Consider the following 22,584-nt stretch of genomic DNA (forward strand, 5'->3'; position numbering starts at 1 on the left):
AAGAAAAATCAATCATCAAAATGCTACTAGCCATCAATATTATACCACCAGATATTCAACCCAAAAAAAAATGCACCAACTGAAATTGATGCATTTTAATAATATTGCTACAAAAGATAATGATTAGTTATTCTTTTCAGAAATAACTGTTTTTTTACCATATTTCTTTCCAAACCATTCAACAAATGTAGTCAAATACAAGAAAAATAATGGTATATAAAAGATGGCCAGGAAAGTTGCTGTAATCATACCACCAATAACACCAGTACCAACTGAATTTTGACTAGCAGAACCTGCACCATTATTTATTGCTAACGGCAATACGCCAAGAATAAAGGCAAACGAAGTCATTAAAATTGGGCGTAATCGTAAGCGACAGGCTTCCAAAGTTGCCTGAAGAATTGTTTTGTTCTCTTTTTGAATAGCGTCTTTAGCAAATTCAACAATCAGTATCGCATTTTTAGCTGTTAACCCCAAAGTTGTTAATAGACCAACAAAGAAGTATATATCATTCTCTAATTTAAACATTGAAGTAGCCACAACAGTTCCGAAGATACCAACTGGAATAGTCAAAAGAACAGAAATAGGGATCGTCCAACTTTCATAAAGTGCAGCTAATGCTAAGAATACAACAATGATAGAAATAATCATTAACATTGTTTTTTGAGAACCAGTTTCACGTTCCTGATACGATAATCCAGTCCAATCATAGGTGAATCCACGCGGTAATTTTTCTGAAATTTGTTCCATAATTTGCATAGCAGCTCCCGAACTTTGTCCAGGAATAGGCGCTCCACTTATTTCCATCGCTGAAACACCATTATAGCGAACCAATGAAGGAGAACCGAATGTTTTTGATGTCTTTGCAAAAGCATCATAAGGCACCATATCGCCATTGTTGTTTTTTACATGCCAAATACTGAAGTCGTCTGGTAACATACGATAATCTGCACTTGATTGTACATAAACTTTCTTAACTCGATTGTTATAAACAAAATCATCAATATATGCAGAACCTAATGCGGTTGACAATACACTATTTACAGTGCTAACCGATACACCTAACGCTTGTGCTGTTTCAAAATCAACATCGATTTTATACTGTGGTACATCAAGCATACCGCCAGGTCTGACTTGCGTTAATTGTGGATTTCTCATCGCCATCATCAAAGTTTGATAAAATGCCCCCATTAAAGCATCATGGCCTTGACCAGAACTATCCATCAACACATAAGAAAAACCATTAGACATTCCTAATGATGGTACAGCAGGAACATTTACAGCAAAACTACGTGCTTCGGTAATTGTTTTCAAAAATCCATTGGAACGTCCAAGTATTGCATTGATCTTTTGGTCTTTATTTTTTCTTAATTCCCAATCTTTAAGCTTAATGAATCCTAATCCGACATTTTGCCCTCGTCCCATTAAACTAAAGCCTGCTACAGTAAAAGTTTCTTTAACTGAATTAGCCTCTTGGGTTTTAAAATAATTGGTTGCTTTTGTTAATACAGATTCAGTTTGATCTAGTGTTGACCCAGGGGGTAATTCAACCATCATGATAATAACCCCTTGATCTTCATTCGGTAAAAATGAAGTAGGAAGTCTTATATAACCCACTGAAAAAATTAATACAATCACTAAATAACCCAAAAGACTCATTTTTGGTTTTTTTAAGGTTCTAATAACGCCTTTTTCATAAAGAGCCTGGCTGCGATTAAATGCTTTATTAAAGTAATAAAAGATTTTATCAACGATTAAAGCTATCCAATTAAATGGAGGAACCTGACCAAGTTTTTGGAAAATTGATTTTTTCTGATCGTTATTTTTAGACGGTGCTTTTAGAATTTGCACACATAAAGCAGGTGTCAAAATAATTGCCATTAATACTGACAATGCCATTGAGGTTACTATCGTAATTGAAAATTGTCGATAAATTCCCCCTGCGGCTCCACCAAAAAATGCCATCGGAACAAATACAGCTGATAAAACGACAGCAATACCAATTAATGCTGGCGTAATCTGCTCCATTGACTTAACAGTAGCATCATAAGGTGATAAACCTTCATCATGCATAATACGCTCTACGTTTTCAATAACAACGATAGCATCATCTACCAATAACCCTATTGCTAAGATCATTGCGAACATAGATAAGGTATTAATAGTAAATCCAGTAATATATAAAACTGCAAAAGTACCAAGTAAAACTACCGGAACGGTAATGGTAGGAATAATGGTTGAACGAAGATTTTGCAAGAACAAGAACATAACGATAACAACTAATCCGATAGCTTCAATTAGTGTATCAACTACGTTATCGATAGATAATTTTACAAAAGGTGTTGTATCATATGGGAAGTCATATTTAATATCTTCCGGAAAGATTTTAGCTAATTCAGCCAATTTAGCATCCACCGCATCAGAAGTATCCAATTGGTTCGCACCAGTCGCTAAATAAATCGCTAAACCACTAGAAATTTGTCCATTATAGCGTGATATAAAATTATAATCCGCAGCACCTAATTCAACTTTTGCAACATCTTTTAATAATAAATTAGAACCATCAGTATTAACACGAACTAAAATATTTTGAAATTGCTTAGCTGTTTTAAGTCTTGATTGTGCGGTAATTGTCGCATTTAATTCTTGTCCTTCTTTTATTGGATAAGAACCTAATTGACCAGCAGTAACTTGTGCATTTTGTGCTTGGACAGCAGCAATGACTTCTTGAGTAGATAATTTAAAATAATTCATTTTATTTGGATCAAGCCATATACGCATTGCATATTCAGAACCAAATAATGTTGTATCCCCTACACCTTGTACACGACGTAACGGATCTTGTACTGTTGAATAAATAAAGTCAGCGATATCGGCCTGTGTTTTATTAGGATTTGTTGAATAAAATCCAATTACTTTTAGAAAGTTAGTGTTATTTTTTGCTACAGATACACCATTTTTTTGAACACTATCCGGTAAACGAGATTTTACACTTTCAACTTTATTCAACACTTGAACTTGAGCGAAATCGGGATCAGTACCAGGTGCAAAAGTTAATGTCGTTTGAACAATACCTTGCGCACTACTCGTTGATTTCATATAGATTAAATTATCAATACCTGTAAGATTTTGTTCAATCAATTGAGTTACTGTATTTTCAATGGTTTGAGCATCTGCACCTGGATAACTTGCTGTAACCGTTACTGCAGGCGGGGCAATATCCGGATATTGCTCAATTGCAAGTAATTTGATGCAAAGTGCGCCACCTAACATCATCATAATTGCAATTACCCAAGCAAATACTGGGCGATCAATAAAAAACTTTGCCATTATTAAAAACTCCGATATTTTTACTTGAGATTATTTTCAATGATTGAATTTAACTTTTCTTGGCTTAAGGAATCAGGTTTTTCTTGATTTAGAACATCAGCCATTACTTTTTGATTAGGATCATTAAAGTTTTTACCTGATAAATTCAATAAACCTGAAACAACAACCTCTTCCCCAGCATTGATTCCACTGGTAACAATCCAATATCCAGGAATACCTGAATAAACCTTAACATTATTACGTTTTTCTAAATAATATTTTCTCTTTGATGTTTTATCAGAATTTTCATTCCCAATACTTTTATCATTAACTTTTTTACTATCAATTAACTCTTGAGTTGTTTCTTTCTCCTCAAAAGGAACAGCAACAATCGCTGTATAGTTACCAGCCTCATTACTTGTGATTCCTTTTTGAGGAACAAGAATCGCATTCTCAATATTTCCCAACGTATAATGAGGTTTTACAAACATACCGGGTAAAATTTTTGAATCAGGATTAGGAAATTCTGCTCGCAAAGTCACTGTCCCTGTTGTTTCATTAACTGTTTTATCAGAAAATTTAATAGCTCCTGTATATTCATATTTTGAACCATCATTGAAAAATAATTCAATTTTCGGATTGGCTTTATAAAGGGTATTACGATCTTTTTCATTTTTTTCAAAAATCGTTGCAGCTTGTGTCATATCGACATAAATCGGATCTAGCTTTTGTACTAATGCCATTGCCGTTTGCTGACCAGCATTGACTAAAGCACCTTCAGTAACGTTAGATTTACCGATATAACCCTTAATAGGAGAATAAACTTTAGTATAATCTAAATTTACTTTAGCTGTGTGCAAATTAGCTTCTGCTACAAGCACTGCCGCGTCTGCTTGTTGAGAATCAGCAGACGCTTTATCGTAATCTTGTTGACTAATAGATTTCGTTTTCAATAAACCTTCGTAACGTTTTAGCGTCAAATGTGCGATATTCGCATTTGCTTTAGCACTTGCAATACTCGCTAATGCACTATCGTATGTTGCTTGATAAATAGCAGGATCAATTTGATAAAGTGATTGACCTTCTACCACATTACTACTTTCTTCGAATTCACGTTTAAGAATAATCCCACTAACTTGAGGTCTAATTTCAGCTATTTGCGAAGCTATGACACGTGCAGGCAGTATTGTTTTAACCGTATAATTTAATGGATCCACTTTAAATACAGTAACCTGGGGTAATTGACTATCACCACTTTGTGACTGTTTTTTATCACAACTAGTTAATAAAAATAAACTGGTTATCGCGAGTGGCACGGTGAGTAATAGCTTGTTAAATCTCATATAAAATTGACCTCAATCAACAAAATTGTTATTTTTAATAATTATAAATCTTATTTAAAAGTAACCGATGATTTTACAAAAAATATGCATAAATTGTAAGTATCTTTACAGGTTAATAGCACAGAGTTCTAAAAATTAAAATCTAACATTATTAATAAAAAAATATATACCGATAATTATGATTATTGGCAGAAATAAAGTAATATATGCTTATTGATTTTTAGTGCGAAAAAATTAGGCTTGATAAGATGACACAATCAAAGGCATTTATGTACTGACAATCAATTGAATTTTTTTAATTTGCAAAGAAAAAGTAATTATTTTACATTGTGGTACTCCGTAATCACTTCATTCGATTCTTTTATTGAGTGATTTGAGTCTTTATTTAATTTAATTCTGAGATGGTTATTATGGATAATTTACGTATTGTTCTGATTGTTATTGCATCCTTGGTCATTATTGCATTATTGATACATGGATTATGGATTAATAAAAAGGAACGTTCTTCTCTGTTTAATTCAGATAAAAAAAGGAATATTAACCCTATTGCTCAACAGCAAACAGACATTTATATGGATGAAATAGAAGAAGATGATGTAATACTGATTAACCCCAAAAATAAAAAAACAACAACACCGCATGTTGAAGTTGTTGAGATCATTGAAAAAGAAGCACCTCCTCAACAAGAGGATTTATTTAGTCATCAACCGATAGACGAACCAGAAGAAGATACTATCCCTGAACCAGTGATTAATCTTAATCAGGATCTCTTTGAAAATGAACCATTAGAAGAAAAAGTCGAAACAGAAAGTCAACTTGAAAAAACAGAAACAGTCACAATAAGTGAAGAAATTCATGAAGTTGAACCTGTTAAGCAAAACGAAGTTTTGAACACTGAATCATCAGCTGACCATCATGAATCTGAAAAAGCAAACATCGACCATGAAGAAGATAAAACAGAAATCATTGTGTTAAATGTAACTGGCATTAATGGTCGATTATTACAAGGTGATGTATTACTTGCCAGTATTATGCAATCAGGTTTTCAATTCGGTGATATGCGAATTTTTCATCGCCATGTCGATCCTGCGGGCAACGGTCCTGTTTTATTTAGTTTAGCAAATATGGTTAATCCAGGCTATTTGGATCCTGAGACCATGCACGAATTTACCACACCTGGCGTTTCAATTTTTATGATTGCACCGACACAAGGAAACAATCAGCAAAATTTTAAACTCATGTTACAAACAGCACAACGTATAGCCGATGATGTTAATGGTGTTGTCTTAGATGATTCCCAACACATGCTAACACCACAAAAAATCGATAGCTACAAAGAACGCATCAAAAAAGCGTGCAACGAAATATAACCCAAATATAATAATAATTTTATCAACACCACCAACATTAGTTGGTGGTAAATGGACGGGAAATAAAAAGATTCTGATCCGATTGTTAACGATATTCACCATGATGAACATATTGATTTAATCAAGTCATTCATACTTGATTGGTGTCTAATAACATTTAAAAATCTTACTTTAAATTAAGAGCATACTAACATGTCACTATCTAATTTACCCGAAAACCTTACCAATGATTCACAACAAAAAGTCATCACTGAAGTTCAATCTTTACGTGATAAGATAAGACATCATGAATATTGTTATTATGTCTTAGATGCGCCTGAAATTCCGGATGCGGAATATGACAAATTGATAAAACAGCTTCAAACTATTGAACAACAGCATCCCGAATTGATTACCCCTGACTCCCCTACTCAACGGGTTGGCGGTGCTCCCCTATCTCAATTTGCCTCGATAAAACATGAAATACCAATGTTATCTTTAGATAATGTTTTTGATGAGACAAGTTTTATTGCCTTCAATAAAAGAGTAAAAGATCGCTTACACTTAAAAGAAAATGAACCGGTAGAATATTGTTGTGAATTAAAATTAGATGGATTAGCGGTAAGTTTACTTTATGAAGATGGTCAATTTGTGCAAGCTGCAACCCGAGGAGACGGCACAACAGGAGAAGACATTACCGCCAACGTCAAAACAATAAAAACCATTCCACTGGTTTTAAGAGGAGAGCAGATACCAAGACGCTTAGAAGTTCGAGGAGAAGTGTTCATGTCTCACAAGGGCTTTGCCAAACTCAATGCTGAAGCAGAAAAACGAAACGAAAAAGTCTTTGCAAATCCTCGTAATGCAGCCGCTGGCTCTCTGAGACAATTAGACCCTAAAATTACAGCTAAAAGACCTTTATCGTTTTTCTGTTATGGTTTAGGTGTTATTGAAGGTGCCAATCTGCCCAATACGCATTATGACCGTTTAATGCAACTTAAAACTTGGGGATTACCTGTTAGTGATAAAGTTCAAGTGCGAAAAGGTGCGAAAGCTGCTTTAGATTACTTTAAACAAATTGGTGAAGAGCGCATGTCATTGGATTTTGACATAGACGGTGTGGTCATCAAAGTAAACAGTATCGCTTTACAAGAAGAACTCGGCTTTGTTGCCCGTGCTCCTCGTTGGGCAACGGCGTTTAAGTTTCCCGCGCAAGAAGAAATCACCCAATTAAATAAAGTTGACTTTCAAGTCGGTAGAACAGGCGCAATTACACCTGTTGCAAGACTAGAACCGGTATCTGTTGCAGGTGTGATTGTCAGTAATGCAACTTTGCATAACAGTGATGAAATCGCCCGATTAGGTGTCCGTGAAGGTGACTATGTTTCTATACGCCGTGCAGGTGATGTGATTCCTAAAATTGTATCGGTCATATTAGATCGAAGACCAGCCGACACCAAAGCGATTATCTTTCCAACCCACTGCCCGATTTGTGGTTCGCTAATTGTTCGCGATGAAGGGCAAGCGGTATCTCGCTGTGCAGGTGGACTTATTTGTCCAGCACAACGAAAAGAAGCGCTTAAACATTTTGTATCCCGTCGAGCCATGAATGTGGAAGGAATGGGTGATAGACTAATTGAACAGTTAGTGGATAAAGATTATGTTAAAACACCCGCAGATCTTTATAGACTCACGGTACCATTACTATGTTCGTTAGATAAAGTAGGCGATAAATCGGCTAAAAATTTATTAGCAGCACTTGATACATCGAAAAACACAACTTTAAGCCGCTTTATTTTTGCGCTTGGTATACCAAATGTCGGTGAAGTGACGGCTGAAAATTTAGCTAACCAATTTGGTAATTTAACGGCAATTGAAAATGCATCACTTGAACAACTACAATTAGTTAATGATATTGGTGTGGTTATTGCTGAAAGCATCATTGATTTTTTCCAAGAACCCCATAACCGCGACGTAATAGAACAGTTAACCAGTGATGACATTGGTATTCATTGGCAAGACACCAATCCCCAAGCACAAACAATGGCAACCGATTCACCTTTTTCGGGTAAAACGATTGTTTTAACCGGGACTTTATCTGTTTTAACACGTGATGAAGCCAAAGATAAATTAAAACAACTTGGTGCCAAAGTGACGGGAAGCGTATCAAAAAATACTGATCTGGTGATTGCCGGTGAATCTGCCGGTTCAAAATTAGAAAAAGCGCAACAACTTGGCATTAAAGTCATTGATGAACAAGAGATGTTAAGTTTGCTAAATGAATAAGATTGTTTGGACTTGTCCAGTTATAAAGACTATAACTGGCAACTCAACACCAAGGAGAAATTTATGCCATTATTAGATAGTTTTAAAGTAGATCATACTAAAATGAAAGCCCCTTTTGTCCGCGTTGCAAAAACGATGGTAACCCCAAAAGGCGATAATATCACTGTGTTTGATCTTCGTTTTACTATTCCAAATAAAGCACTACTACCCGAAAAAGGGATCCATACTTTAGAACATCTATTTGCAGGGTTTATGCGCGATCATCTAAACAGTGATACTGTTGAAATTATTGATACTTCGCCAATGGGATGTCGCACAGGATTTTACATGAGCTTAATCGGTCAACCTGATGAATCGCTCGTTGTTGATGCTTGGCTCAAATCCATGCATGATGTCCTCAGTGTAACATCACAAAACCAAATACCCGAATTAAACGAATACCAATGTGGCACATACAAGATGCATTCATTGGATGAAGCCAAGGCTATTGCTGAAAATATAATTCACTCAGGTATCGGTATTTGTCATAATAAAGATATCGCATTAACCGACGCTCAACTTGCCACAATGGGTCACTAGGAGTTTTTTATGCCAAATGTTGTCATCGATTTTTTAGAAGGTCGTACTATTGAACAAAAACGAGAAATGGCGAAACGTGTAACGGAAGCGATTGTTCAAACGCTTAATTGTAAGCCTGAAGCAGTACAAATTATTATGCACGAATTATCCAAAGATCAGCTAGCAAATGGCGGTGAACTAAGAATTGATAAGGAATAATACTTTTTTAATTCTGTTATTAATAGTGATTAATCCAGCTCTATACTCGACATCTATTGCATAACAAAATAGTACGCAAATCTAAAAAAACCTCAAAAAATCATCACTAATTTTTTGAGGTTTAAATATATCAATTATTTTTGCTTTAACTAGTGTTGACCATTTTTCATGCCACATCCTACCAATTATCAATAATGTAAAAATGTTTTTAATGATCGCAGTGATGAAGATGAAGCAAATGTCCCATTTTATTAGCTTTGGTTTCTAAATAGTGTTCGTTATTTGGATTCTCGCCTACTTCCAAAGGAACTCTTTCTGTAACTTGAATTCCAGCTTGTTCTAACACTCTTATCTTTTCAGGATTATTAGTTAGTAAACGAATTTGTGATACACCAAGCAGTGTCAGCATATCAGCACAAAGTTTAAAATCACGCTCATCAGCAGCAAATCCTAACTGCTCATTCGCTTCCACCGTATCAAGCCCTTGGTCTTGCAGGGCATAAGCTCTAATTTTATTTAATAAACCGATATTACGACCTTCTTGCCGATGATAGATTAAAATGCCTTGACCTTCTTTTGCAATTTGTTTTAAAGCTGCTTCTAATTGAAAACCACAATCACACCGTAAACTAAATAACGCATCACCCGTTAAACACTCCGAATGCACTCTGGTTAAAACAGATGTTGCCTTTGAAATGTCACCAAAAACTAATGCGACGTGATCCTTGCCAGTTGCAATTTCTTCAAAACCTACCATAGTGAAACAACCCCATGGTGTTGGTAGTTTCGCTTCTGCGACATGTTTTAATTGCATTATTATCTCCGTATTAAATGAATTACATAAACGAGAATCTATTAAAAATAAACCACATTTATGATAAAATAGACAGCACAATATGCTTAGTTGAGTTTTTAAATGGGGTTAGTTATAAAAAAAACAATAGCTGCATTGGCTATTTTTTTAGTCGTACCATTGTTTATTATAGTCATAAATTGGCATTGGCTACCAGACACATTGAACGATAAATCAGAATATTTTTTTTGGGTTACTGAAACAGCAAGTTACCCATGGGCAATAATAACATCAATATTTTATTTCATTTTATTTTGTGCTTTGCTAGTCAGCAAAACAGATAAAATGTTAAAAAAGATTGTATTAGTATGGTTGGTTCTCGTGAGTGCTGTCCTCAGCGGACAAGTGATAAAATCTATCATAAAATCACAAACAGCAGAATCAAGACCTTTCGTCTTATGGATAACAAAAGAACATAATACAACTGACCAATATTTTTATTCATTAACCAAGCCAGAAAGAGCCGCTTTTATCAAAGAATCATTAATCAATTCATCTACAATACCGAATTGGTTATCCAAACACTGGCAAAATGAAACAGGGTATTCTTTTCCCTCTGGTCATACACTATTTGCAGCAACATTTGCTTTTTTAGCCATTGTGCTACTTAACTTCAGGCGTAATTATATCTTTATATCGTTGATTGTGATATGGACGGTATTAATAGAAATAAGTCGATTATTACTAGGTATGCATACTCCTATAGATTTAATATTATCTGTCATCATTGGTTGGGGTATTGCATTAATCTGCTATTTTTATGCTAAAAAATGGCATATAGTAACGTAATCATTTACCCAGTTTTTGCGTTACTAAACGATTTAATGCCTTTAGATAAATCGGTAACAGGTTGTTTAACCGATAAATGGATAACAATAAAGAATAAAAAGTATTAAAAAGAAGAAAGGTCAACATTATGAAATTAATTTTATCGATTATATTGATTATTGCTATTTTTGCATTGTCTATTGCTTTAGGTGCAGCCAATGATCAAGTGGTGACATTTAATTATTTAGTTGCTAAATCAGAATTACGCTTATCTGTTCTGCTGGCAATTTTATTTGGCAGTGGTTTTCTGGTAGGTTGGTTTGTCACGGGTTACTTCTTTTTAAAATCGAAATTACAACACTCATCAACTAAACGCAAACTAAACAAATTACAAAAAAAGTATGATGAAGATATCGCAATAAATCAAAAAGCAACATTAACAAAAATTAATTAAGAATAGACGATTATGTTTGAACTGTTATTTCTGTTACTTCCTATCGCAGCCGCTTACGGTTGGTATATGGGTGACAGAAATGCAAAACAAAAATACTTAAACCAATCCAACCGGCTATCGCGCGAATATGTTGATGGCTTAAACTTTCTTTTATCAAATCAAAAAGATAAAGCTGTTGATTTGTTTTTAGATATGTTAAAAGAAGATGACAGCACCCTTGAGGCTCATTTAACTTTAGGAAACTTATTCCGTTCACGTGGTGAAGTTGATAGAGCCATACGCATTCATCAATCTTTAATGGAAAGTTCAGCATTGACGTTCGAACAACGCCTATTGGCAATACAGCAACTAGGGCGAGATTATATGGTTGCCGGTTTTTATGATCGTGCCGAAGAAATGTTCTTACAGTTAATTGATGAAGATGATTTTCAACAATATGCATTACAACAATTGATTATCATTTATCAATCAACCAGTGAATGGATCAATGCGATTAATGCTGCCACCAAATTAGTCAGATTAGGTAACATTAAATACAAGACAGATATTGCACAATTTTATTGCGAGTTAGCCGCTATTGCTATGTCTGCTGATGATATGGAAAAAGCTTATAACCTGTTACAAAAATCAGCTGCCGCTGATGCTAAATGTGCGCGTACCTCGCTCATGCTAGGTCGGGTATTAATGATACAAAACAAGAAAGAACAAGCCATTGAATCATTCAAACAAATTTTAACGCAAGATAAAGCCTTTATCGGTGAGGCATTACCTTTATTAAAAACATGTTATTTAGAATTAAATCAACCCGAACAGTTTAAACAATTTCTACAATTATGCGTTGATCAAGATAGTGGCAATGTTGCTGAATTAATGCTTGCCGATATAGTCGAAAAACAAAGCGGACTTGATGCTGCCCAAAACTACATGTATCGGGAATTACTCAAACACCCTAATTTAAAAGGGTTTTATCGATTGATGAATTACCACGTAGCCGATGCCGAAGAAGGTCGAGCAAAAGAAAGTCTTTCACTTTTACGTAAAATGGTTGGCGAACAGATCAAAACCGTCCCTAATTATCGCTGTATTAAATGCGGGTTTACGGTCAATTCCATTTACTGGCTATGTCCTGCTTGTCGTTCTTGGTCAACCATAAAACCTGTTCGTGATTTTGAACAACATTCAGATAATTAATAAGAGCTTTATATGTATTTAATTGATTCTCACTGCCATTTAGATAGCTTAGATTTTAGCAACAAATCGATTGATGAAGTATTGCAAGACGCAATACGTCACGATGTTAAACACTGCTTAAGTGTAGCAACCACACTTTCAGGCTATGAATCGATGAGAGATTTTTTAAAACCCTATACTAAACAGTGCTCATTTTCATGCGGTATTCATCCTCTTAATTTAGAAGAAGAAAGCTATGATGCCGATCGCTTTGAAACATTGGCAAGCCAAGATAATGTAATTGCGCTGGGCGAAACTGGGCTTGATTATTACTATCAACAAGATAATCTTGAACAACAACAAGCAAACTTTAAAGAACATATTCGGTTAGGTCGTAAACTCAATAAACCTATCATTGTTCATACACGCAATGCACGCCAAGATACCTTAAGAATCTTAAAAGAAGAGCACGTTTATTCTGGGGTCTTACACTGTTTTACCGAAGATATCGATACGGCCAAACAATTGCTAGATATCGGTTTTTATATCTCTTTTTCGGGCATTATCACCTTCAAAAATGCTGAATCATTACGTGAAGTTGCCAGATATGTCCCTATGGATCGTATTTTAGTTGAAACCGATTCACCTTATTTAGCACCTGTTCCCTATCGAGGGAAAGAAAACCAGCCAGCTTATGTTCGTGAAGTTGCTAACTATTTGGCAGTATTGAAAGGTGTTTCTATAGACGAAATAGCACGACAAACAACGAATAACTTTTGTCAATTATTTAATTTACAAGGGGCGTTACATGAGTAATAAGTTAACCATAGATTGGGATGATTTTTTAACGAATTATTGGCAAAAGAAGCCAGTTATTTTACGTGATGCTTTTAAACACTTTGTTGATCCTATCACGCCTGAAGAACTTGCAGGTTTAGCGATGGAAGAAGAGATTGATAGCCGAATAGTCACCAACAAAAATGGGAAATGGGATGCCCAATTTGGTCCTTTTATCGACTTTAGCCATTTAGGTGAAAACCATTGGAGTTTGCTGGTACAAGCAGTTGACCACTGGCATGAACAAGCAGCCACCTTAGTTGCCCCTTTTAAATGCTTGCCTCAATGGCAATTTGAAGATCTGATGATTTCTTACGCAACAGATAAAGCAGGCGTGGGGCCTCACATTGACAATTATGATGTATTTATCATACAAGGCAAGGGATGCCGACGTTGGCAAGTTGGCGACCGAAACGAACACTACAAACAATTTAGTGCTCACAAAGCATTGCTACATGTTGAAAGTTATCAACCCATCATTGACGAAGAAATTACAGCAGGCGATATTCTGTATATACCGATAGGCTTTCCACATAATGGTGTCTCAATCGGCGAATCGCTTAGTTATTCAGTCGGTTTTAGAACCCAAACGTCTCAAGAACTATTAAGTGGCTTTGCCGATTATGTTATCGACAACCTACCCAATGGCATATTTTATCAAGATCCCAACTTAACATTACCTAAAGATTCCTATCGAATACAATCCTATGAATTAGAAAAATTACAAAACCAGATAATTGAACTGGTTAGAACGCCTAAACTCTTTAACGATTGGTTTGGTAAACACATTACTATTCCAATGCATGAATTAAATATTGTTCCTGTCGAGCCACCATATCAATTTGATGAATTTGTATCGCTTTTAAAAACTAATAATCTGTGCCGAGTTCCGAGCATACGCATTCTAAAAGTAGGTGATTATGGCTATATTCATGGTGAAAAAATCCATTTGCCGATGCCGGTTATTGATCTTTTATGCCAAGAAGAAGAGCTTTATTATGAACAGCTAGAAGATGAATCGACTTTAAAGGTCATTTTGGATTTAGTCAATAAAGGCTATTGGTATTTTATCGAAGACTAATCAAGATTATCCGCTGGGGAACACTCAGCGGAAATTAGCTATCAATCAATTAAATTTAGAAACTAAGATTCACTTAATAAATCATCTATACCCTGTCACGATTCTTTACACAAAATAAAATTATCACTAGTTGATGCATCCTTTAATATTTTTATATATAAAGTTACTTACAAGAAATGATTATTTTCTAGCAAATAACCAATTGTAAAGGCTTTTAGCTTGGATTTTTAAAGTTTTTAAGTATATACTTTGCACCGCTTTTAAACGACCTTATTGAATTAGCCTACAACCTATTTTAAAAGGTAAAGTTTAAATAAGTAACTCACTATTCACAATCATTAGAGGTAAATATGAAAACTGCGATAGACCCAATTAAACAAGCTGAAAGTGAAACTGGATCCACCACAGCTTATCAAAAAAGAACGCTTTTTGCCTCTACAGTCGGCTATGCATTAGATGGTTTGGATATGATGATTTTAGGGGTCTGTTTTACCCTAATTCAAGCAACTTTTAATCTAACCAAAACCGATTTAGGAACATTAACTTCAGTAACATTATTAGGTGCTGTACTGGGCGGAATTCTTTTTGGAACCTTAGCAGACAAATATGGTCGTGTTAAAGTCTTTTCATGGACAATTATCATATTTTCTGTATTTACCGGGCTGTGTGCTATTTCACCAAATTATGAAAGCTTTTTAGTTTTCCGTTTTTTAAGTGGTCTTGGACTAGGTGGAGAATTTGGCATTGGCATGACGTTGGTGTCAGAAACATGGCCAAAGCATAAACGTTCAAGAGCGACATCGATTGTTGCGTTAGGATTTCAGTTAGGCATTATACTGGCAACCTTAACGGTAAATTTTGTAGGAGAAGCACACGGTTGGCGTTGGGCTTTTGCTGTCGGAGTACTTCCTGCTTTGTTTGTTGCCTGGACACGTAAAGGATTGAAAGAGCCTGAAATTTGGCAATCATTAAAAGATCAAAACAAAAATAAAATTGCATTAGGTAAACTATTTAAAAATGTCAAAACATCAGCAACCACGGTTGGTTTAACCATTGCTTGTGCCGTACAAAACTTTGGTTTTTATGGCATCATGACTTGGATGCCAACCATGATCGCAACCGAACGTGGTTTATCATTCAAAAATACGCTATTTTGGACGATATCCACCACAATTGGTATGTCATTAGGTATCTTAATTTTTGGTTGGCTATGTGACAAATTTGGACGCCGTCCTTCTTATATTGTCTTTCTATTAGTTTCAGCGTTATCTATCTGGTTTTACTTTCAACAAACCGATATGATCGTTTTGATTTTATTTGGTTCAGTCATTGGCTTTTTCGTCAACGGCATGATGGGGGGTTATGGGGCATTACTGGCCGAACATTATCCGACAGACGCTCGTTCAAGTGCTGAAAACATTATCTTTAATGTTGGACGAGGAATTGCTGGCGTATCACAAGTCTTAATTGCTTATTTAGCGACAGTTTATTCAATAAGCTACGCACTAGCGCTATTATCTGCGGCTTATCTATTATCCGCTGCTGCATTTATGTTTTTAATTCCAGAAACAAAAGGAAAAACGTTAGAATAATTTCTATTATTACAGGGCTTAACCCTGTAATAATACCGCCCAACAAAGCAAAAATATCATGTGGTACACAAAAGTGAATAGTTCAATGCAATGACAATTATTTTGTACAATCTGTTGATTTGACGTTAATGGATAACATTTTTTTATTATTCAAGTAATAATCATATCGAATACCATCCATGAATATTTCTTTAAAATGAGCAATACCTTTGTTATCAGAACAATAAAGCTCAAGAATCTCTGTGCGAGATGATTGTTCAAACTCTGGTGAGGTTAATTCTACTTCTTCAATATTTTTTATTTCGTATTTATATATAAACTGATCGTTGTCCTTTAAAACATCCACTAACGTAAAATTCTCATCATAAACAATAGGAAGTTGTTTTTTCATTGAATCAATAACTATACGTTGATTTTTTTCTTTATAGCTCCCACTATCACAACCAAATAGCGCCAAACTCCATACCAATAATGCAGATATTTTTTTATATTTCATGCTATTACCCATAAGTAAAATTAATATTATTTTGTTTTTTCCATTTTAAATAAAACGATTCATAACAAAATAAAAAGTCCCTATATAATTTGAATGAGGATTTTAATTTATATGGTTAAAATTTTACAACATAAAATATATTCTTATTTTAATAGTAAGCGTCAATATCAATACACTGTGTTAATTAAACTTTAGGTAATAACCTGATCGTTATCTTCTATCATTAGAAAATCATCATTTAATTAACTAACATAAATACATCATTTTGAGTTGATAATCTTCATTTTTTAAAATGATATTTAGATTCACATCTTTCTCAATAAACAAAATAAAAAAAGGGCTATTAATAGCCCTTTTCACCTTAATCGATACTCTACAATTTACCATCACAATCACTTGGTTTTAAATTGAGTGTTAATGCGTTACTATTATTGATAAAGTAATTATGTGTAGCACCTTCAGGGAAAGCAAGTCTTAATGCTTTCTTCATTAAATCTGTACTACAATAATCGGTGAGTAAATTATTTAATAATGTCTTTTGAGTATTCTCAACTTTTAAATCATCTGGCGTCACACCTTTGACATCATATTTATAATTAATCGTGTTGTTTTCTTTGGATACATCCACCAGCGAAGTATTCTGATCAATATTCATTGGTAATGTTTGTTTAATATTTTTAATCACCGCATCTTGTGCAAGATTATAGTTACCCTCTTTTAACTTATTCAATATATCGTTACTTTCTGCTTTTGCTTGTTCAAAATAATCTTGTGTTTTATCGCTGATATCTGCACCTGTTTGCTGTACTTTCTGTTTAATATCATCAACAGTCGATTTAGAATTATCACAGTTAACTAAAAAAACACCTAATAATGCAAGCGTGATTACTTTAAAAAATTTCATTTTTTTGCCTTTATTCTAAGTTAAGTTTTAACACTATTATGAACAATGCATAATAGAACGTGATTTAAGATGTCTAGCTTAAAAATTTTTTGTAATAAAAGAGCCTGAGCAGCTCTTTTATCACGATATAAACATGAGATTAGTTGGTATGCTCACCACCCGTTACACCATAAGTTTCTGCAGTGGTATAACTTGACTCTTCTGAAGCTAAATGTACATAAACCCCTGCAAGTTCAACCGGTTGCCCTGCTCTTTTAAGTGGTGTTTCTTTACCAAATTCAGGAATTGCATCGCTGAGTTGTCCGCCACAAACTTGTAACGGCGTCCAAACCGGACCGGGTGCAACACTATTAGCACGAATACCTTTACTTGCTAATTGCTTAGCTAATGCTTTTGTAAAAGCGATAATTGCCGATTTAGTTGAAGCATAATCTAATAATGTTGGGCCTGGTTGGAAGGCTTGAACAGATGAAGTAGTAATAATTGTCGATCCTGGTTTTAAATAACCTAATGCCGCTTTAGTTACCCAAAATAGCGAAAAGACATTAATTTCGAACGTTTTGCGAATTTGCTCTGTAGTCAGATCCATAATATCAGCAACCGCAGTTTGTTTACCTGCAACCAATGTTAGATTATCTAACCCACCAAGTTTATGATGAGCTTCATCGACCATTTTTTTACAAAACGCTTCATCACTTAAATCGCCGGGTATCAATACGGCTTTACGTCCGGCAGCTTCAATAACTTTTGCCACATCTTCAGCATCTTTTTGCTCATCAGGATGATAATTGATCGCTACATCTGCCCCTTCTTTGGCATACGCGATTGCCGCTGCACGACCAATACCCGAATCGCCACCTGTGACCAACATTTTAAGACCTTCTAAACGTTGATGACCTTTATAGCTTTTTTCACCACAGTCAGGAATCGGATTCATCTCACATTGCAAACCGGGTGCTTTCTGTTTTTGTTTTGGAAATTTTTCATGATAATATTTGGTCGTTGGATTACAGGTTTGTTTACTCATAATTTTCTCCTAAGTTAAACACATACATGTTCATAAAAGATAAATAACTTAAACAAAATCAATTAACAATGACAAAACCGTATAACTTGAAAAAAGTAGAAACGAATCAATTAACAATATTGATAAATAAGATGAATAGAGATAAAAACTTAAATATTTTTTAAAAATCATTAATCTGTGACGAACTGAATCAAATATAATTTTAACTGTGGCTGTCCATAAGTAACGGGGCGAGAATACAATTTATCAATCAACAAGAAGAAAATTCATAAAATTTGATAAACGATCTCAGTTTAACAAATAAACTTCTATTAAGCCAGCACACAACAAATTAATCCCAATACTGCAAAACTTAATGATCTATGATTGTTTGATTAAAAGGATAAATTATCAATAAACGATCATTTATCTGTCAGACAGTCATCCGGATTAAGTTCAACAATAATGATCTCTTCATTATTGATGAAGTAATGATAGTGGGCGCCATTTGGAAACACATTTTTCAGTTCTTTCATTTGTGGCACATTTTGGCAATAATCATCAAGTAAATTACTGCGTAAAGTATCAAGCGTCGACGTCAATAATAGTGCCTGTTTTGGTGTATTTTTTACGCGGTATTTATAATGGATAATATTATTGTCAGCAAAAACATCAAATAGCGTTGTCAATTCATCAATTTCAATCGGTAACTCGTTTTTAACCGCATTAATTTCTAAATTTTGAGAAGCGAGTAAATCATTATTAGGTTTTGTTAAACTGTCAGCAGAGGAATGATTTGACGCAGTCTTAGCATTATCACAATTAAGTAACACAAAACCAAAACTTATTAACACTATTATCTTTAATATGTTCATACATATTTCGCCTTTTTTTTATTTTAAACGTGTATTTTTTATATTAAACAGGATAAATAAGCAGATAAAAACGATTAATGATTAACATTTATACACTAATCTTTGAAAAATGCCAATTAAAAACTCGTGTCATAATCAAATCTTTTTAGACATCAATCTTTATTATTTTAAAACTTCTTACAATCGCAAAAGCAAGACTCTAAAAAAACCCAAAAAAACAGTTGAATTTTTTTCTAAAACGAGTATTTTGTTAAGAATACTTACTCAAAGAAGCAAAAAAATTTAAATAAAACGTATGAATTTTTCACTTATTATCGTCCTCATCAACATTCTTGTCAGCGTGGTCATTATTCCAGCGCGGGGGCGTTCTTTGAGTTAAAAAAGCTTCATAGTTAACCCAAAACCCCCGCCCCAAAAAGCGGGGGTTTTTTTATGAGCAATGCAAATACCTGAAAAAAAGAGCGAGGAATAAATGTTAGGAACACAGTGGATAGTAAAAACCTTAAAAGAAAAAGGCGTTACCACCGTATTTGGGTATCCTGGTGGACAAATTATGCCTCTGTATGATGCGCTTTATGATGGCGGTATTGAACACGTGTTATGTCGTCACGAACAAGGTGCAGCAATGGCTGCTATAGGTTACGCAAGGGCAACAGGCAAAACAGGGGTATGTATTGCCACATCGGGACCGGGAGCAACCAATATTATCACGGGACTTGCAGATGCGTTGATTGATTCAGTTCCAATCGTTGCAATAACGGGGCAAGTACCTAATAACTTAATCGGTACCGATGCCTTTCAAGAAGTTGATGTATTAGGTTTGTCATTGGCGTGTACTAAACACAGTTATTTAATTGATGATGCGCATGACTTACCCAATATATTCGAGGAGGCATTTACCTTAGCCAACTCAGGCAGACCGGGACCAATATTGATTGACGTTCCGAAAGATATCCAGCTTGCCGACTTAGATTACCAACAATATTTAACCAATCATACTTCTCAAAGTTATCTCAACAAATCAAAATCCTTTGTTATCTCTTCTGATGATATAAAATTAACTAAAGCGATGATTCAAGATGCTAAAAAACCCATGCTCTATATCGGTGGTGGGGTTGGGCTTTCTGGCGCGATATCAGAATTAAGACAATTTATGGAAATGACTCAAATTCCGAGCGTTTCAACCTTAAAAGGATTAGGGGCTGCTGATATCAATAATCCCTATTATTTAGGATTAATTGGCATGCATGGATCTAAAGCAGCGAACTTAGCCGTGCAAGAGTGTGATCTATTAATTGCGTTAGGGGTACGATTTGATGACCGTGTTACCGGAAACCTGAATGAATTTGCTCGCCATGCTAAAGTCATTCATATTGATATCGATCAGGCTGAAATTAATAAATTAAAGCAAACGCATTTAGGATTACAAGGCGACATCAAACAAGTCTTACCTTTAATTCACCAAACCGTATCGATAGAAGAATGGCACAAAAGAATAGACAAATTACGAAAAGCGTATCCAACTCGTTATGATCATCCGGGCGAACCTATCTATGCCCCAGCGTTACTCAAAAGCCTTTCAGAACAAAAAACAGCTAATACAATTGTCACAACCGATGTTGGTCAACATCAAATGTGGACAGCTCAGCACATGCAATTTAACCACCCACAAAACTTTATTACTTCTAGTGGACTTGGCACAATGGGGTTTGGTTTACCAGCAGCCATTGGAGCACAACTAGCAAGACCAAATGATTGTGTGATTTGCATTTCTGGCGATGGCTCTTTTATGATGAATGTTCAAGAACTAACCACAATTAAACGCAAAAAATTACCGATTAAGATTGTATTAATTGATAATCAACGTTTAGGCATGGTTAGACAATGGCAAGAACTCTTTTTCAATCAAAGATACAGCGAAACTAATTTATCTGACAATCCTGATTTTTTAATGCTAGCTAAAGCCTTCGATATCGATGGACAAAGAATTACCCAAAAATCAGAAATTCAACGCGCCATCGATACGCTATTAAATTCAACAGGTGCCTATTTATTACATGTGTGTATCGATGAGCTTGAAAACGTGTGGCCTCTTGTTCCACCTGGTGCTGCCAATGAAAATATGTTAGATAACAACAGTAAGGAGTAAAGGATGAGTAATAAAGATCAGCATCAATTTACTATCACCGCTTATGATAAATTAGGAACACTTGAGCGTATCTTACGGGTTATACGCCACCGTGGTGGTCACATAAAACAGATGCAAATGCAGACTAAAGATGATCAGATACTATCATTATCTTTAGCATTAACAACAAAACGCCCTATTTCAGCACTACTTAATCAGATCGACAAATTGGTAGACGTGATATCGATTGAAATATAGTTATTTTCAATAATAAATCATGATGAAATAATAAGTTAAATTTATAAAAGTATACACTTTAGCAGTTAAACAAAATCGATAGTATAGTATAATGCTTGACCGTTTATTGTTGAAAGCACCGAGCTATATCTATGCTAAACAAAAGTAAAATTTAAGAGGAAATAAAAATGAGTTCTACAGCAAAATCGGATTATATTTGGTTCAATGGTGAAATGGTTCCATGGGCAGATGCTAAAATTCATGTCATGTCTCATGCTTTACATTATGGTACTTCAGTTTTTGAAGGAGTTCGTTGTTATAAAACTCATCAAGGCCCTGCTATTTTCCGTCATAGAGAACACGCACAACGATTGCTAAATTCAGCCAAAATATACCGTTTTCCTGTTCCTTACACGATTGAAGAAATCATGGAAGCAACGCGTCAAACTATCAAGAAAAATAACTTAGAAAGTGCCTATATTCGTCCTCTTGTATTTATTGGTGATGTCGGTATGGGCGTTAATCCCCCTGCTGGTTATCAAACTGATGTCATGATTGCCGCTTTCCCTTGGGGTGCCTATTTAGGTGAAGATGCATTAGATCAAGGAATTGATGCGATGGTTTCTTCATGGAATCGTGTCGCATCCAATACCATTCCGGCAGCAGCAAAAGCTGGGGGCAACTACTTATCATCATTATTAATTGGCTCAGAAGCTCGTGCTAATGGTTTCCAAGAAGGGATTGCCTTAGATGTACATGGTCATCTTTCAGAAGGTGCGGGTGAAAATCTATTTATCATTAAAGACGGTGTACTATTCACCCCAGTATTATCTTGCTCTGCACTTCCTGGTATCACTCGTGATGCCGTATTAACGCTTGCTCGTGATTTGGGTATCGAAGTCCGTGAACAAATTTTATCGCGCGAATCACTCTATTTAGCTGACGAAGTCTTTATGACCGGTACCGCTGCCGAAATTACACCTGTACGAAGCGTTGACCGCATTCAAGTAGGTATTGGACGTTGTGGCCCAATCACTAAACAGATCCAACAAACATTCTTCGGGTTATTTAACGGTAAAACAGAAGATAAATATGGTTGGTTAGATATTATTAAATAAT

20 protein-coding genes are annotated in these 22,584 nt (G+C 35.0%); 13 read left to right on the forward strand and 7 right to left on the reverse strand.

Features of this window, described 5'->3' with window-relative positions; all coding sequences use genetic code 11:
• Window positions 1-123: 123 nt before the first annotated feature.
• Both ACGH6P_RS07215 and ACGH6P_RS07220 read right to left on the reverse strand, forming a co-directional pair.
• Window positions 124-3,330, reverse strand: coding sequence for an efflux RND transporter permease subunit (locus tag ACGH6P_RS07215; RefSeq protein ID WP_411597109.1), 3,207 nt, complete (start codon window positions 3,328-3,330; stop codon window positions 124-126).
• A gap of 20 nt (window positions 3,331-3,350) precedes the next feature.
• Window positions 3,351-4,652, reverse strand: a complete 1,302-nt coding sequence (locus ACGH6P_RS07220) for an efflux RND transporter periplasmic adaptor subunit (protein WP_411597110.1) — start codon at window positions 4,650-4,652, stop codon at window positions 3,351-3,353.
• A gap of 410 nt (window positions 4,653-5,062) precedes the next feature.
• Here ACGH6P_RS07220 and zipA point away from each other — a divergent pair, with 410 nt between their 5' ends.
• The 4 genes from zipA (at window position 5,063) to ACGH6P_RS07240 (ending at window position 9,064) form a co-directional block, all read left to right on the forward strand.
• Window positions 5,063-6,022 (forward strand): cell division protein ZipA, encoded by a 960-nt coding sequence (gene zipA / locus ACGH6P_RS07225; RefSeq protein WP_411597111.1) that lies wholly within the window; start codon window positions 5,063-5,065, stop codon window positions 6,020-6,022.
• A 192-nt stretch (window positions 6,023-6,214) separates the two neighbouring features.
• Window positions 6,215-8,287, forward strand: a complete 2,073-nt coding sequence (ligA, locus tag ACGH6P_RS07230; RefSeq protein ID WP_411597112.1) for an NAD-dependent DNA ligase LigA — start codon at window positions 6,215-6,217, stop codon at window positions 8,285-8,287.
• 63 nt (window positions 8,288-8,350) lie between these two features.
• The gene (gene luxS / locus ACGH6P_RS07235; protein WP_411597113.1) at window positions 8,351-8,866 is read left to right on the forward strand and encodes an S-ribosylhomocysteine lyase; all 516 of its coding nucleotides are present in this window, start codon (window positions 8,351-8,353) and stop codon (window positions 8,864-8,866) included.
• 9 nt (window positions 8,867-8,875) lie between these two features.
• Window positions 8,876-9,064 carry a 2-hydroxymuconate tautomerase gene (locus tag ACGH6P_RS07240; protein ID WP_267351059.1) on the forward strand — a complete coding sequence of 63 codons (189 nt, stop codon included), beginning with the start codon at window positions 8,876-8,878 and terminating at the stop codon, window positions 9,062-9,064.
• Between the two features lie 208 nt (window positions 9,065-9,272).
• Here the strand turns inward: ACGH6P_RS07240 and ribA are convergent, their stop codons facing one another.
• Complete coding sequence (gene ribA / locus ACGH6P_RS07245) at window positions 9,273-9,878, reverse strand: GTP cyclohydrolase II (protein WP_267351058.1); 606 nt, start codon at window positions 9,876-9,878, stop codon at window positions 9,273-9,275.
• Window positions 9,879-9,980: 102 nt separating this feature from the next.
• Between ribA and ACGH6P_RS07250 the strand changes: the two genes are divergently transcribed.
• From ACGH6P_RS07250 to ACGH6P_RS07275, 6 genes are all read left to right on the forward strand, one after another.
• Window positions 9,981-10,706 (forward strand): phosphatase PAP2 family protein, encoded by a 726-nt coding sequence (locus ACGH6P_RS07250; protein ID WP_411590700.1) that lies wholly within the window; start codon window positions 9,981-9,983, stop codon window positions 10,704-10,706.
• A gap of 127 nt (window positions 10,707-10,833) precedes the next feature.
• Entirely contained in the window at window positions 10,834-11,139 is a 306-nt protein-coding gene (locus tag ACGH6P_RS07255; RefSeq protein ID WP_267351055.1) for a LapA family protein, read from the forward strand.
• A gap of 12 nt (window positions 11,140-11,151) precedes the next feature.
• Entirely contained in the window at window positions 11,152-12,330 is a 1,179-nt protein-coding gene (gene lapB / locus ACGH6P_RS07260) for a lipopolysaccharide assembly protein LapB (protein ID WP_267351054.1), read from the forward strand.
• Between the two features lie 12 nt (window positions 12,331-12,342).
• Window positions 12,343-13,125, forward strand: coding sequence for a YchF/TatD family DNA exonuclease (locus ACGH6P_RS07265; protein WP_411597114.1), 783 nt, complete (start codon window positions 12,343-12,345; stop codon window positions 13,123-13,125).
• On the forward strand, window positions 13,118-14,227 hold the full coding sequence (locus ACGH6P_RS07270) for a cupin domain-containing protein (RefSeq protein WP_267351050.1): 1,110 nt from the start codon (window positions 13,118-13,120) through the stop codon (window positions 14,225-14,227). The genes ACGH6P_RS07265 and ACGH6P_RS07270 overlap by 8 nt, the downstream gene beginning before the upstream one ends.
• 350 nt (window positions 14,228-14,577) lie before the next feature.
• Entirely contained in the window at window positions 14,578-15,819 is a 1,242-nt protein-coding gene (locus ACGH6P_RS07275) for an MFS transporter (RefSeq protein ID WP_411590703.1), read from the forward strand.
• Between the two features lie 97 nt (window positions 15,820-15,916).
• On the opposite strand, the gene ACGH6P_RS07280 is transcribed toward ACGH6P_RS07275, so the two are convergent.
• The 4 genes from ACGH6P_RS07280 to ACGH6P_RS07295 all read right to left on the reverse strand — a co-directional run bounded on the left by ACGH6P_RS07280 (window position 15,917) and on the right by ACGH6P_RS07295 (window position 19,100).
• Window positions 15,917-16,315, reverse strand: a complete 399-nt coding sequence (locus ACGH6P_RS07280; protein WP_267351047.1) for a hypothetical protein — start codon at window positions 16,313-16,315, stop codon at window positions 15,917-15,919.
• 373 nt (window positions 16,316-16,688) lie between these two features.
• Window positions 16,689-17,219, reverse strand: a complete 531-nt coding sequence (locus ACGH6P_RS07285) for a hypothetical protein (RefSeq protein ID WP_411597115.1) — start codon at window positions 17,217-17,219, stop codon at window positions 16,689-16,691.
• A 139-nt stretch (window positions 17,220-17,358) separates the two neighbouring features.
• The gene (locus ACGH6P_RS07290; RefSeq protein ID WP_267351044.1) at window positions 17,359-18,246 is read right to left on the reverse strand and encodes an SDR family oxidoreductase; all 888 of its coding nucleotides are present in this window, start codon (window positions 18,244-18,246) and stop codon (window positions 17,359-17,361) included.
• Window positions 18,247-18,647: 401 nt separating this feature from the next.
• Window positions 18,648-19,100 (reverse strand): hypothetical protein, encoded by a 453-nt coding sequence (locus ACGH6P_RS07295; protein WP_411597116.1) that lies wholly within the window; start codon window positions 19,098-19,100, stop codon window positions 18,648-18,650.
• Between the two features lie 472 nt (window positions 19,101-19,572).
• Between ACGH6P_RS07295 and ilvG the strand changes: the two genes are divergently transcribed.
• The 3 genes from ilvG to ACGH6P_RS07310 all read left to right on the forward strand — a co-directional run bounded on the left by ilvG (window position 19,573) and on the right by ACGH6P_RS07310 (window position 22,583).
• Window positions 19,573-21,249, forward strand: coding sequence for an acetolactate synthase 2 catalytic subunit (ilvG, locus tag ACGH6P_RS07300; RefSeq protein ID WP_411597117.1), 1,677 nt, complete (start codon window positions 19,573-19,575; stop codon window positions 21,247-21,249).
• A 3-nt stretch (window positions 21,250-21,252) separates the two neighbouring features.
• Window positions 21,253-21,486, forward strand: coding sequence for an acetolactate synthase 2 small subunit (gene ilvM / locus ACGH6P_RS07305; RefSeq protein ID WP_220215391.1), 234 nt, complete (start codon window positions 21,253-21,255; stop codon window positions 21,484-21,486).
• Between the two features lie 167 nt (window positions 21,487-21,653).
• Complete coding sequence (locus tag ACGH6P_RS07310; protein ID WP_411597118.1) at window positions 21,654-22,583, forward strand: branched-chain amino acid transaminase; 930 nt, start codon at window positions 21,654-21,656, stop codon at window positions 22,581-22,583.
• Window position 22,584: the final 1 nt, after the last annotated feature.

Source organism: Gilliamella sp. CG25 (assembly GCF_046635705.1).
GTDB classification, from domain to species: domain Bacteria; phylum Pseudomonadota; class Gammaproteobacteria; order Enterobacterales; family Orbaceae; genus Gilliamella; species Gilliamella apicola_I.

Excerpts from the sequence above, each read along its gene's own strand:
- ACGH6P_RS07215 (WP_411597109.1), bottom strand. The coding sequence starts at position 3,330 with ATGGCAAAGTTTTTTATTGATCGCCCAGTATTTGCTTGGGTAATTGCA.
- ACGH6P_RS07220 (WP_411597110.1), bottom strand. The coding sequence starts at position 4,652 with ATGAGATTTAACAAGCTATTACTCACCGTGCCACTCGCGATAACCAGT.
- zipA (WP_411597111.1), top strand. The coding sequence starts at position 5,063 with ATGGATAATTTACGTATTGTTCTGATTGTTATTGCATCCTTGGTCATT.
- ligA (WP_411597112.1), top strand. The coding sequence starts at position 6,215 with ATGTCACTATCTAATTTACCCGAAAACCTTACCAATGATTCACAACAA.
- luxS (WP_411597113.1), top strand. The coding sequence starts at position 8,351 with ATGCCATTATTAGATAGTTTTAAAGTAGATCATACTAAAATGAAAGCC.
- ACGH6P_RS07240 (WP_267351059.1), top strand. The coding sequence starts at position 8,876 with ATGCCAAATGTTGTCATCGATTTTTTAGAAGGTCGTACTATTGAACAA.
- ribA (WP_267351058.1), bottom strand. The coding sequence starts at position 9,878 with ATGCAATTAAAACATGTCGCAGAAGCGAAACTACCAACACCATGGGGT.
- ACGH6P_RS07250 (WP_411590700.1), top strand. The coding sequence starts at position 9,981 with ATGGGGTTAGTTATAAAAAAAACAATAGCTGCATTGGCTATTTTTTTA.
- ACGH6P_RS07255 (WP_267351055.1), top strand. The coding sequence starts at position 10,834 with ATGAAATTAATTTTATCGATTATATTGATTATTGCTATTTTTGCATTG.
- lapB (WP_267351054.1), top strand. The coding sequence starts at position 11,152 with ATGTTTGAACTGTTATTTCTGTTACTTCCTATCGCAGCCGCTTACGGT.
- ACGH6P_RS07265 (WP_411597114.1), top strand. The coding sequence starts at position 12,343 with ATGTATTTAATTGATTCTCACTGCCATTTAGATAGCTTAGATTTTAGC.
- ACGH6P_RS07270 (WP_267351050.1), top strand. The coding sequence starts at position 13,118 with ATGAGTAATAAGTTAACCATAGATTGGGATGATTTTTTAACGAATTAT.
- ACGH6P_RS07275 (WP_411590703.1), top strand. The coding sequence starts at position 14,578 with ATGAAAACTGCGATAGACCCAATTAAACAAGCTGAAAGTGAAACTGGA.
- ACGH6P_RS07280 (WP_267351047.1), bottom strand. The coding sequence starts at position 16,315 with ATGAAATATAAAAAAATATCTGCATTATTGGTATGGAGTTTGGCGCTA.
- ACGH6P_RS07285 (WP_411597115.1), bottom strand. The coding sequence starts at position 17,219 with ATGAAATTTTTTAAAGTAATCACGCTTGCATTATTAGGTGTTTTTTTA.
- ACGH6P_RS07290 (WP_267351044.1), bottom strand. The coding sequence starts at position 18,246 with ATGAGTAAACAAACCTGTAATCCAACGACCAAATATTATCATGAAAAA.
- ACGH6P_RS07295 (WP_411597116.1), bottom strand. The coding sequence starts at position 19,100 with ATGAACATATTAAAGATAATAGTGTTAATAAGTTTTGGTTTTGTGTTA.
- ilvG (WP_411597117.1), top strand. The coding sequence starts at position 19,573 with ATGTTAGGAACACAGTGGATAGTAAAAACCTTAAAAGAAAAAGGCGTT.
- ilvM (WP_220215391.1), top strand. The coding sequence starts at position 21,253 with ATGAGTAATAAAGATCAGCATCAATTTACTATCACCGCTTATGATAAA.
- ACGH6P_RS07310 (WP_411597118.1), top strand. The coding sequence starts at position 21,654 with ATGAGTTCTACAGCAAAATCGGATTATATTTGGTTCAATGGTGAAATG.